A 12,646-nucleotide genomic window follows, 5' to 3' on the forward strand; every position below is an offset into this window, starting at 1 on the left:
GTAAGTCGATATATCTTGAAAATCGCTGATATATTTTGAGTTGCGCTGATATATTTGAAAAATCGCTGATATAATTCGAGTTGCGCCGATATATTCAGAAAATCGCCGATATAATTTCAATTACTGACTCCCAAGAAAAAAGAAAAGACGCCACATAGCGCCTTTTCTATGAACGAAACGGAAACACAAGTATAATCGTTGTTCCTTTTCCTAGTTCGCTATCGATGGAAATCGTTCCGTTATGAGCATGAACGAGCTGCTTTGTAATAGCGAGGCCAAGTCCCGTTCCGATGTTGCTTTCTTCCGTATTTGTTCCTCTGTAATATCGCTCAAATAGAAGTTCTTTCGTTTTATCATCCATTCCTTTTCCATTATCTGAAATAGATAGTGTGAATGAAGTAGCGTTTTGCGAAAGTTTTACGATGACATTAGTCGTTTCATTATTATGTTTTACCGCGTTTACGAGTAAGTTTTCGATAATACGCTGGAACCATTTTTCTTCAATGAAATATTGAATTTTGTTTGAGCTTGGTACGAATTCAATATTTTGATTTTGAAGTGTCGGATTATTAATGAATTGTAATAATACTTTTTGGACGAATTGATTCATTTCAATGTTTACATGCTGCGCAGGAAGACTGTTATTTTTTAATTGATACGTTAAGCTTAAGTCATCAATTAATGTGGTCATATATTGAGATTTCTCTTTCATAACGCTGCCGAATTGCTGAATGTCACGATCAGTCCAGTTATACTGTTTTGATTCTAGTAATAATGCGTAGCCATATATAGAGCTAAGTGGTGTTTTTAAGTCATGGGTGAGACCGGTAATCCATTCTTCACGAGTTTGCTGCAGTACTTGCCTCATCGCATCATTTTTTTTGAGTGTAATAGAAAGGTGCTCTAGTGAATTTGTAACATCACTAAATAAGCGGAATGACCATTTTTCTTTACCAGATTTCCTGAACCTGATAGGTTTTCCTTTTTTACTAACAGGCTCTTCGTACTTTCCACCAGCTATGTTTTTAAGCCAGCGCATCGCATGTAATAACGGTTTTCCAAATTTATTACCGTACCAAATAGAAAGAATGACTAAATAAACAAATACGATAAGAAGGATTAATCCACATCCGATTAGAAACTTTTTAGCAAATACATCGTCTATTTCATCATCTGGGTAGTAGTACTCATTTTTGGCAGTTACAACGAGAAGATGATTGCTATTTGTGTCATAAAAGCTAGACGTGTTTTCCTTATGATTCCACGGCTCTTTTTCGCTAAGAGCGGCTTGTATAACAGAAAATGTTTTTTTCTTTCCGTTTGGATAGGAGAATACTTCTTCGCCAACGCTATTAAAAACTTGAAGTGTTGCTTTTTCTTTAGAAAGTAACTGTTTTTCTTCTTCTGTTAATGTGAACGAATCTGTAGATACAGAAGGGTGCGTTTTCTGGATTGTTTTTAGTAATGCATTGCTTTTTAACATACCACCGTAAATAACAAGTACGTTTTTTTCTTCTAATTCAATTTCCCAATATGTAAATGTATAAGGACTTTCTATGTGATTCTGTATATACGAGAATAAAGATGCTTTCGTATAAGATGTCGGTACGTCACTAGGTGTATTAAAGTGATAGAGAACTTTTCCGTTTTCCTCTACAACTTGAATCCAATCATTTTTCTCTTTAATTAAGTCTTTTACTTCAGCTTTCACCGAAATATCGCCATCTTCTGAAGAAATGTATCTTGCAATCATAAAATTTTCAGCATCTGGAATGTTCGGTTCGTATGAAGTACTCGTAACAAGAAAAATTAAATACGTGAATGCAGCTACTACAGCAATCAGTAATGTAACTAAAACAAATACGTGTTGCATGATAAACTGGATAATAAGTCGTTTATTAAAGTTCATATCGTCACCCTACTTTGTAATGAACTTATAGCCAAGCCCGCGAACGGTTTTTATATATTCTGGTTTACTTGGGTCTTGTTCGATTTTTTCACGTAGTTTTCGAATGTGGACCATAACGGTATTGTCATCGCCATTGTAGGCAGGTGCTCCCCAAACTTTCTCGTATATTTCTTCTTTTGAAAATACGTAGTTCGGATTCTCGCAAAAGAAGAGTAATAGCTGAAATAGCTGGGCGGAACATTCGACAACACGCCCATTTACTGTAAGCTCTGCGGAATATCGATCAATTTCAAATCTGCCAAATGAACTAGCGTGTGCTTTTTGTTCGTGTGGCATGACTTGCTTCATATGTCTTCGGAGTTGTGCTTTCATACGAGCTACCACTTCAAGTGGGTTAAATGGCTTCGTAATATAATCATCTGCACCGTGTGAAAATCCAGATATTTTATCTAAATCAGATGTTTTAGCTGTGAGGAAGAAGATAGGGCAATCTGTTTTTTGGCGAATGATTGGACAAATATCAAATCCAGATTGTCCAGGAAGCATGACATCTAAAATAATTAAATCGTAATCGTTTTGCTGAGTAAGAGATAAAGCCATTTCAGCTGATGTTGCAGTTGTAATATGAGAAAAACCTTCCTTTTCAAGAATGGTAGTTAGTAATTGTAAAATTGCTGTTTCATCATCAACGAGCAAAATATTTGCTTCATACATAAAAAATCCCTCCTAATTTCCTCGAATATCATATCATCTTTCGGTAACTTATGGAATTTTTAAGGAAATTTTAAGGTTTTCTTTCTCAAAAAATTAAGAATCAAATGATATGATAAAAGTAACATAGGGGAGGAGATGAGTGTGAATCCGTTTCAAACGATGCGAGCTAGATATTTTTTAATTGTATTTGCACTATTAACTGTAGTTGCAAGAGCCAGTAATGAATTGATAGAAAATACATTTCATATGCAAAATTCTACTTTTATAAATATTCTTATATTCTATATCCTGCCGATTACGTGGATTTATTTTGATTATAAAAAACACCGTGTTGCATTTTCATTATTTATTAATAGAAATGAAACATTTAACCTGGTGCAAGTTTTATACATTGCACTTATGTTAGCCGTGTTTAGTTATGGATATCTTATTTTGTACATGTATAGTTTTGCATGGATTACACCGGAATTTATTATGAACGCATTACGTGAACCGGTTATTGATAGCACAGGGGGATATGTATATCAAGTTATTATGGTCGTATTTATCGCACCAATTATTGGTGAATTTGTTTTTCGGGGATTTTTACTGCAACGCTTTGCGGCAAAATGGGGAACGAGTATAGCGATCATTGTAGTAGCGATGTTGTTTGCGTTGTTACATGTTGATTTTCTAGGCGCAGTAGTATTTAGCGTTGTACTATCAATCGTATATATTCGTACGAATAGTTTACTCATGCCAATTGCTATTCATATGTTAAACAATGCACTTGTAATCGGCGTCTCTTTTCTAATAAATAAAGAAGAGATAATGAGTTTGGCAGATTTCTCAAATTATACGACGTTCTTTCCAGGGCTGATTATTTTTATAACGGGATTAAACTTAGTACTCATCTTTTTATTTGTTAACCGCAAATATTGGAATAAAGAAATGCCAGCTATATATGTAGAGCCGGAAAAAAGCTTTTCAGACGTAGTGGGGAGTAAATGAGATGAAGAAGACGATTGAAAAAATATTGAAAGACATTATAGATGCTACGTCTATTACAGATATGTGTGATAAAAGCGTTTGTCATTGGCTGCAACCTGTAGTAGATACGATTGTGTTTCCGGAGTATTACTTATTTTCTAGTACGCATGTAAAAGAAAATATTATTTCTCTTCTCATTGTGTTAGGAGTTTTACTACTATTTGGTCTAATTGTAGAAGAAATGATGAAGCGCATCTTCAGAAAAAATGAAGAGAAGTATATGTGGATTCATAAAATATTCGAGAAAGTAATAGTGGCTTTCCTTTTGTTTTACCCCACTTTAATGGGCAGTAAGATCCCCAACTCAAAATGCAGCGAAAGCAAAGAATTTAGGTGGGGGATCAACTGCCCATAAAAGTCCGATTGGTTCAACTAATAATCAGTGGGGGATGAAGAAAACCCCCACTGATTAAAGTTTCACTTTATAGTATGAAAACAATCATTTACTTTATAGCTTTGAAACATCATTCATTCTAAATTTGAAAGGGATGTATAAAATTATATGAATGAAACGATATCATCAAATAAGTTTTTTTATTTGATTGTGCTTAGTATAGTACTGATAACGACAGTTAATGTTATTCTTCGCTGGGAGGAAGCTTATTTCTTTATGTATTTAGCACTTCATTTGTTAGGGATTCTATGTATCAGTGGCGGAGTAGTTGCTGAAAAAAAGAGTGAAGAAAGCGTTAATTATATGTGTGTGACTGGTCTTATTTTACTTTTAGCTGTACAAGGTATTATAAAATATAGTTCTTTTTCTTTACAAGATTTTAGCTTATTAATGGATGTACTTCCTTAAGGGGGCGCGTTATGTTATCTAAGAAGCAAATAGGATATGTACTAGTTTTAATTGGATTTTTTACGCTTATTGTAACGACTTTATTTTTTCAAGACTATGAATATATAAGCTATATAAAAGGCGTTGGTTTAATCTGTTGGATTGTAAGTACGTTTCTTATCCCAGAGTATGAACCGAAGAAAGTGTCTAAAGGTAGGTAAAACTCTTCTTTATGTAGAAGAGTTTTTTTATGTAAATAGAGGGTTCTCGAGCAATTCGCGTAATAAGCTTGTTCTAATTTAGCATGTACGAACTTACAATAATAATAGACAGGCAGCATAGAGGAGGGAATAGCGTGAGGAAGGTTATTGGGTGGTCGCTTTTTTTGTACGTTGGGTTTGCGTTATTTATATATTGGTATTTATTTGGATGGAGTCATGAATTGATTCCGGACATGTATAAAGGAACGAGTGCAGATCCAGAAACGTTTATGAATGCAAGAGAGCTTACGCTAAGCCAAGATTATTCGCGCGTGAAAAATTTATTGTATTTTTTAGCAACGCCTCTTGAATGGATTATTTTATTATTTGTACTTGTGCTCGGTATTTCAAAAAAGTTTGAGAAATGGTCGAAGGAAACGACGAAAATAAGTGTCCTGCAAGTTGCGATTTATTTCTTTTATTTATCACTACTTACAACAGTCCTTGCCTTGCCGATGCAATGGATTAGCCGAAAAGTTTCCGTTGATTACGGCATTTCAACGCAAAGTACACAAAGCTGGATAAAAGATCATGTTATCGGTTTTTGGGAGAGTTATGCGACGATGTTAATCGTAGTTACCGTTCTGCTATGGCTTATCCGTAAATTCCCAAAGAGATGGTGGTTAGCTGGATGGGCGCTCTCTGTTCCGTTTACAATCTTTTTAACATTTATACAGCCTGTCGTTATTGATCCACTTTATAACGACTTTTCGACGCTGAAAAATAAGGAATTAGAAACGAAAATTTTAGCGATAGCAGATAAAGCGGACATTCCTGCTAAACACGTGTATGAAGTAAATATGTCAGAGAAAACGAATGCGTTAAATGCATATGTAACAGGAATTGGCCCTAACGCTCGTATTGTAATGTGGGATACAACGCTTAAGCAATTAAAAGATAAAGAGATTTTATTTATAATGGCCCATGAAATGGGGCATTATGTTATGAAACATATATATTGGGGCGTTGCGAGTTATGTATTGTTATCGTTTATAGGGATGTATCTCATTAGTCGTATTATCAATATGTGTATTCGAAAATGGGGAGATACGCTGCAAGTTTCAAAAGCAGCATGTTTCTCAATTTTACCTTTATTTTTCTTAATTTCTTCTGTACTCTCTTTTGCATCACAGCCAGCAACAAACTATGTTTCTCGTATAGAAGAACGAGCGGCAGATCAATATGCTTTAGACATGACGAAAGACGGGAAATCTGGTGTAAAGACGTTTCAATATTTATCAAAAACGAGTTTAAGCCAAGTAAATCCGCCTGCTTTAGTAAAGTTTTTCTTATATACACACCCACCAATTTTTGAAAGAATTCATGCGTTTGAACAATATGAAAAAGAAAAGAAGCAGTAGTGTACTGCTTCTTTTCTTTTGGGTTATTCGAATTTTGGAAAATTATAGTGTATAATATATGGAATATTCAGTGAAATGTTTAGGAGGTTAATATTTTGTTTCATTCAAAATCAATGCCGGCTATAAAAATGATCCTTTCGATGTCTATTTTTGGATCAATTGGATTTTTCTCTGTTCAAACAGGTTTACCGTCTTTTGAATTAGTATTCGTTCGTTGCATTTGTGCGACAATATTTTTAGCATTATGTTGGCTCGTAACAGGACAATATAAAAGTGAGCAATGGAATAAAAAAGAAGTCATGCAAATATTAGCATGCGGTGTATTTCTCGTTTTTAACTGGGTATTTCTATTTAAAGCATTTGAAGTTATGTCGATTACAATTGCAATTTCAGTTTATCATCTAGCACCCATTATCGTATTAATGATTGGTAGTATCGTATTTAAAGAGAGACTTACAATGTTTGCTGTTTTGTCCATTGTCATTTGTTTTATTGGAACCGTTTTAGTAGCTGGAGTAGATGGAAGTCTATCACTTGAAAAACTGATGTCATCTGGCATGGTATGGGCACTACTTGCGGCACTATTTTATGCTTTTACTACTTTACTAGGAAAAGGAATTCAGCATACGAGCGCATATGCGATGACATTTTTACAAACATTTTTAGGTATATTTTTATTGCTACCATTCGTAGACTTTGGCAAGTTTCAAGGGTTAACAGAGATGAACTGGATGATGATTACAGCGACAGGTCTTATACATACGGGATTTGTATATTACTTATTTTTTGACAGTTTAAGAGATTTATCGACGAGATTAATTTCTGTATTAGTGTTTTTAGATCCTGCGGTTGCAATACTATTAGATACAGTCTTTACCGGGTTTAGACCGACTAGTATGCAAATAGTAGGAATTGTTCTTATATTTGTTGGAATGGCATTTACTTTTCGAAAAACGAAGGATGAAAAAATAGTAGTAGAAGAAAAATTATATTCTTAATTGTAAATAATTAGGTTGAAATGAATTTATAATTTTCAGATTCATTGTATAATATAATTTGCAGTCTAATAAAGTAGCGGTAGGAACGGGAGATGGCAAGTTCCAGCCTGAAATGCTCGTTACACGTGGGCAATTTGCAAAGTTTTTACAAAGATCAATTGATAATTCTCCAGCGAAAATGGAATAGATAAAGAGAAAGCTCATAATTTGTGGAAGAGGTATCTTTCGCTCATTATGAGCTTTTGTTAATAGAGAGGTTACTATTGTCGTATGTTGTAGTTAAGTCGATATAATTGCATTTTTTGTCTAGAAAATGAACTCTTAAAACGTGAAGGATTTCTTTTGAAAAAAGTAGAATATTTATATTATAGAAACACCTTTACATGAATACAGGAAAGAAAATTAGTTTGCGTACAATTCGGTATAAAAATTGAAATTGAGAGCGAATTGGCTCTCCTTTAGTAGTGATTTTCACAATAATAGATTTTTTAAATGTAATATATTGCATAAATGGTGCAAAGGCAACATATGTAATATTGGAAAGGATTTCAGTCTATTATTTTCCGTTTTTTAAAATGGAGGTAAAGGGGAGAGGGCAATGAAGAAGAACATGTTACGTATAATGGCAACGGTAACTATTATGGGTGGTTTGTTTGTTAGTACGAATGTTCCCAACGTAAAAGCAGAAGAATATCCAGAAATGATTGTGTTTGATGATGTTCCAGTAAACTACTGGGCATATGACGATATAATGGATGTAGTATACAATAAAGTAATGTTAGGGTATGGAAATGGTAAGTTTGGTGTAGGTGATAATGTAACAAGAGAACAAGTAGCAGCAGTGCTGTATCGTACATTGAATTTGAAAAGGGAAGGACCTTTAAAAAATCCATACAAAGATATTTCTGAGAGAGCAACAATGTTTTTAGATGAAATTTTAGTATTAACAGAGCATGGTATTTTTAAAGGTGATGAAAAAGGAAACTTTAGACCAACTGCACCAGTAACACGCGCAGAAATGGCACAAATTCTTACGAATGCATTTACATTTAAGGTGAAGAAGAACCATACATTTAAAGATGTACCAGATAATCATTGGGCAAAAAATGCGATTAGTGCACTACAGTCTAATCATGTCATAGTAGGAACAGGAAATGGGCGATTTGAACCGAATAAAGTTGTAACACGTGAGCAATATGCAACGTTTTTAAATAGAGCTGTTTTTTATTTTCCAGTAAAAGATGAAGATTATGAATGAAAGTTAAAGTATAAGGACGTTTAAGTTATATCAATATAATATATATTTTAAAAAAAGCGCGGGAATTCCACGCTTTTTTCTTATTTAAAATTATTTGTAATTATATCGATTTTCTATTCGTAATTTAGTTTTTCAATTTTATTGGATAAGAAGAGATTGAATAAAGTGACTTTTTATTGTTTAAATATACGGTTTAGTAACTTTATTATTAATAAAGTGTAAATAAAAGTATGTGAAATATAGTTCATAAATTAGACAAAAATCACATGGAAATTATATTGTTACACTTCTGTTAATTCTTTATATTAGAAAAAAATATGTTTTTAGGGAGAGAATACTTTGAAGAAAAAAGTTTTAAAAGTAGTAACAGCTTTAACAATTATGGGTGGAGTAGCATTTAGTGCTGAAGGGACTACAGCAAAAGCTGAATTAGCTGCAAAGCCACAACAAGCAAGTCAGGCATTCTTTAAAGATGTACCAGCAGGACATTGGTCTTATGAAGCAATTCAAACTTTAGCAGAACAAGAAATTATGCTTGGTTATGGAAATGGGATGTTTGGTTTTGGACATAACGTAAATCGTGAACAAGTAGCAGCTTTAATTTACCGTGCACTTAATCTTGATGAAGAATTTGGTGAAGATGAGGAACTAGAAAGCCCGTATAATGATATTGTTGATGATAAATCAACGATGTTTCCTTTTGAAGTGTTAGCAGTAACGGAATTAGGTATCTTTACTGGTGATGAGAAAGGAAACTTTAGACCAAAAGATACGTTAACACGTGCAGAAATGGCGCAAGTTCTTACGAGAGCATTTGGATTAGAAGTAAAAGGACCAGCAAAATTTAAAGATGTACCAAAGGGACATTGGGCAGAAAATGCGATTAATGCAGTAGGTTCAAATGGTATTTCAGTAGGAGATGGGAAGGGTAACTTCTCTCCGAACATGAAAGTAACACGTGAACAATATGCACAGTTCTTATTTAACGCAATGTTTGAATAAATAATAAAGAGGAGTTAGTGTTGTATAACACTAGCTTCTTTTTTTATGTGAAATGCCGGTGAAAGAATACAGTTTTAGAAAAAACGATTAATTTTTCAAAAAAAACTTCCTTTTCTGAAGATTTGTTATATAATATAAAACATAAAATCAAATCTGTTATAAAACAGTTTAAGAAGGGGATGCTAATATGTCGACGCAAACTTCACGGGTTACACTCGTGGGAGAAATGTTACCAGCGTACAACGAAATATTGACACCTGAGGCGCTTAGGTTTTTAAAGGAACTACATGAAAATTTTAATGAGCGCCGCATAGAACTTTTACAAAAACGTGTGAAAAAACAACAGAAAATTGATGCAGGAGAGTTTCCGAAGTTTTTAGAAGAAACGAAGCACATACGTGAAGCGGATTGGACAATTGCCAAATTGCCAAAAGATTTAGAGGATCGCCGCGTAGAGATTACTGGCCCAGTAGATAGAAAGATGGTTATTAACGCTTTAAATTCAGGAGCACATCTTTTTATGGCGGATTTTGAAGATTCGAATTCACCAACTTGGGAAAATGCTATTGAAGGTCAAATAAACTTACGAGATGCAGTAAAGGGAACGATTTCACATAAAAATGAAAACGGAAAAGAATATCGTTTAAATAGTAAAACAGCTGTATTAATTGTGCGTCCAAGGGGATGGCATTTAGAAGAAAAACATATGCAAGTTGACGGAAAGAATATGTCTGGTAGCTTAGTAGATTTTGGACTTTATTTTTTCCATAATGCGAAAGCTCTTTTAGAAAAAGGAAGCGGTCCATACTTTTACTTACCGAAAATGGAAAGCTATTTAGAAGCAAGATTATGGAATGATGTTTTCATATTTGCTCAAAAATATATCGGTATTCCAAATGGAACGATTAAAGCAACGGTGTTACTGGAAACGATTCACGCTTCGTTTGAAATGGATGAAATTTTGTATGAGCTTAAAGATCATTCTGCTGGGTTAAATTGCGGAAGATGGGATTATATTTTCAGCTTTTTAAAGAGTTTCCGCAACCATAATGAATTTTTACTTCCAGATAGAGCGCAAGTCACGATGACGGCGCCGTTTATGCGTGCGTATTCTTTGAAAGTCATTCAAACGTGTCATCGTCGTAATGCACCAGCTATTGGAGGAATGGCAGCACAAATTCCAATTAAAAACAATCCAGAAGCAAATGAAGCAGCTTTTGAAAAAGTACGTGCGGATAAGGAGCGCGAAGCTTTAGACGGTCATGACGGGACTTGGGTTGCCCACCCGGGACTTGTACCAGTCGCGATGGAAGTATTTAATCACATTATGAAAACGCCGAATCAAATTTTTAGAAAACGTGAAGAAATACATGTTACAGAAAAGGATTTATTAGAAGTACCAGTGGGAACGATTACAGAAGAGGGGCTTCGCCTGAATATTAGCGTAGGTATTCAATATATCGCATCTTGGTTAAGCGGACGGGGAGCAGCACCAATTTATAACTTAATGGAAGATGCAGCAACAGCGGAAATTTCTAGGGCACAAGTATGGCAATGGATTCGCCATGAAGGTGGAAAATTAAATGATGGCCGTAATATTACACTTGAATTAATGGAAGAGCTAAAAGAAGAAGAGTTAGCAAAAATAGAAAGAGAGATTGGTAAAGAAGCCTTTAAGAAAGGGAGATTCCAAGAGGCGACAACGTTGTTTACAAATCTCGTTCGGAATGATGAATTCGTACCATTTTTAACATTACCGGGTTATGAAATTTTATAAAGTGAAACTTTAATCAGTGGGGGGAGGGGTATCCCCCATTGATTATCAGCCCTCACCAATCGGACTTTTACGGGCAGTTGGCTCCGACCTAACTTCCTTGTATTCGCTGAATTTTGAGGTGGGAGTCTTACAGCCCGTTAATGTGGGATAAAAAATGAAAAGGGGATGGAACAAATGAAAAACGAAAGAATCGAGAAATTACAAGAGAGCTGGGAGTTAGATACGCGCTGGAAAGGGATCACACGTCCATATTCGGCAGAAGATGTAATTCGCCTGCGCGGGTCAATTGATATTGAACATACGTTAGCGCGCCGCGGTGCTGAAAAGCTGTGGGCGTCGCTTCATACGGAAGATTATATTAATGCACTTGGCGCATTAACAGGAAACCAAGCGATGCAGCAAGTAAAGGCTGGGTTAAAAGCAATTTATTTAAGTGGATGGCAAGTAGCAGCAGATGCAAACCTTTCTGGACATATGTATCCAGACCAAAGTTTATATCCAGCAAATAGCGTACCTGCTGTAGTAAAACGAATTAATCAAACGCTTCAACGTGCGGATCAAATTCAGCATATGGAAGGAAGCGGTGATACAGATTATTTCGTACCAATTGTAGCAGATGCAGAAGCTGGATTTGGCGGACAATTAAACGTATTTGAGCTAATGAAAGGTATGATTGAAGCAGGCGCATCTGGTGTACACTTTGAAGATCAATTATCTTCAGAGAAGAAATGCGGTCATTTAGGTGGAAAAGTATTACTACCAACGCAAACAGCGGTACGTAATTTAATTTCGGCACGCCTTGCTGCAGACGTAATGGGAGTACCGACAATTATTGTTGCAAGAACAGATGCGGATGCAGCAGATTTAATTACGAGCGATATCGATCCTGTTGATAAAGCGTTTATTACAGGAGAAAGAACACCAGAAGGATTTTACCGTACGAAAGCAGGTCTTGATCAAGCGATTGCACGTGGTTTAGCATACGCTCCTTATGCAGACCTCGTTTGGTGTGAAACATCTGAACCAAATTTAGAAGATGCAAAACGATTTGCGGACGCAATTCATAAAGAGCATCCAGGGAAATTGCTTGCATACAATTGTTCCCCTTCATTTAACTGGAAACAAAAACTAGATGAGAAAACAATTGCGAGCTTCCAAAAAGAAATCGCATCTTACGGTTATAAGTTCCAGTTCGTAACACTTGCTGGATTCCACTCATTAAACTACGGCATGTTCGAATTAGCACGCGGCTATAAAGAGCGCGGCATGGCAGCGTACTCTGAACTACAACAAGCAGAATTCGCAGCAGAAAAATACGGCTACTCTGCAACTCGCCATCAGCGAGAAGTAGGAACAGGTTACTTTGATGAAGTAGCACAGGTGATTACAGGTGGTACTTCATCAACGACAGCATTAAAAGGATCTACAGAAGAAGCACAATTTACGAAATAAAGGGAAACTTTAATCAGTGGGGGTTTTCTTCATCCCCCACTGATTATTAGCCCTCACCAATCGGACTTTTAGGGGCAGCCCGACCCCCACCTAAATTCTTTGCTT

At 35.4% G+C, this 12,646-nt stretch carries 12 protein-coding genes and 1 pseudogene; 11 read left to right on the plus strand and 2 right to left on the minus strand.

Going from position 1 to position 12,646, the window contains the following annotated elements:
• Positions 1-166 precede the first annotated feature (166 nt).
• Complete coding sequence (locus FH036_RS18355; protein ID WP_001010469.1) at positions 167-1,909, minus strand: sensor histidine kinase; 1,743 nt, start codon at positions 1,907-1,909, stop codon at positions 167-169.
• A gap of 9 nt (positions 1,910-1,918) precedes the next feature.
• Complete coding sequence (locus FH036_RS18360; protein WP_000272698.1) at positions 1,919-2,623, minus strand: response regulator transcription factor; 705 nt, start codon at positions 2,621-2,623, stop codon at positions 1,919-1,921.
• A gap of 135 nt (positions 2,624-2,758) precedes the next feature.
• Between FH036_RS18360 and FH036_RS18365 the strand changes: the two genes are divergently transcribed.
• The 11 genes and pseudogenes from FH036_RS18365 to aceA all read left to right on the plus strand — a co-directional run bounded on the left by FH036_RS18365 (position 2,759) and on the right by aceA (position 12,541).
• A complete protein-coding gene (locus FH036_RS18365) occupies positions 2,759-3,613 on the plus strand; it encodes a CPBP family intramembrane glutamic endopeptidase (protein WP_139896062.1) in 855 nt (284 codons plus the stop codon).
• Between the two features lies 1 nt (position 3,614).
• The gene (locus FH036_RS18370) at positions 3,615-4,007 is read left to right on the plus strand and encodes a hypothetical protein (RefSeq protein WP_014481607.1); all 393 of its coding nucleotides are present in this window, start codon (positions 3,615-3,617) and stop codon (positions 4,005-4,007) included.
• 147 nt (positions 4,008-4,154) lie between these two features.
• Positions 4,155-4,454 carry a hypothetical protein gene (locus FH036_RS18375; protein ID WP_001006053.1) on the plus strand — a complete coding sequence of 100 codons (300 nt, stop codon included), beginning with the start codon at positions 4,155-4,157 and terminating at the stop codon, positions 4,452-4,454.
• An 11-nt stretch (positions 4,455-4,465) separates the two neighbouring features.
• The gene (locus tag FH036_RS18380) at positions 4,466-4,654 is read left to right on the plus strand and encodes a hypothetical protein (RefSeq protein WP_000949422.1); all 189 of its coding nucleotides are present in this window, start codon (positions 4,466-4,468) and stop codon (positions 4,652-4,654) included.
• 134 nt (positions 4,655-4,788) lie between these two features.
• On the plus strand, positions 4,789-6,054 hold the full coding sequence (locus FH036_RS18385; protein WP_139896063.1) for a M48 family metallopeptidase: 1,266 nt from the start codon (positions 4,789-4,791) through the stop codon (positions 6,052-6,054).
• A gap of 95 nt (positions 6,055-6,149) precedes the next feature.
• Positions 6,150-7,052, plus strand: a complete 903-nt coding sequence (locus FH036_RS18390; protein ID WP_076856150.1) for a DMT family transporter — start codon at positions 6,150-6,152, stop codon at positions 7,050-7,052.
• A 58-nt stretch (positions 7,053-7,110) separates the two neighbouring features.
• A pseudogene (locus FH036_RS18395) lies at positions 7,111-7,239 on the plus strand (S-layer homology domain-containing protein); the annotation flags it as partial.
• 411 nt (positions 7,240-7,650) lie between these two features.
• Positions 7,651-8,310 (plus strand): S-layer homology domain-containing protein, encoded by a 660-nt coding sequence (locus FH036_RS18400; protein WP_000739940.1) that lies wholly within the window; start codon positions 7,651-7,653, stop codon positions 8,308-8,310.
• A gap of 339 nt (positions 8,311-8,649) precedes the next feature.
• Positions 8,650-9,312, plus strand: a complete 663-nt coding sequence (locus FH036_RS18405) for an S-layer homology domain-containing protein (protein WP_000731027.1) — start codon at positions 8,650-8,652, stop codon at positions 9,310-9,312.
• A gap of 187 nt (positions 9,313-9,499) precedes the next feature.
• Positions 9,500-11,089, plus strand: coding sequence for a malate synthase A (gene aceB / locus FH036_RS18410; protein ID WP_139896064.1), 1,590 nt, complete (start codon positions 9,500-9,502; stop codon positions 11,087-11,089).
• Between the two features lie 174 nt (positions 11,090-11,263).
• Positions 11,264-12,541 carry an isocitrate lyase gene (gene aceA / locus FH036_RS18420; protein ID WP_000787355.1) on the plus strand — a complete coding sequence of 426 codons (1,278 nt, stop codon included), beginning with the start codon at positions 11,264-11,266 and terminating at the stop codon, positions 12,539-12,541.
• The last annotated feature ends 105 nt before the right edge of the window (positions 12,542-12,646 follow it).

The organism is Bacillus sp. CD3-5, assembly GCF_006349665.1.
GTDB lineage: Bacteria > Bacillota > Bacilli > Bacillales > Bacillaceae_G > Bacillus_A > Bacillus_A paranthracis.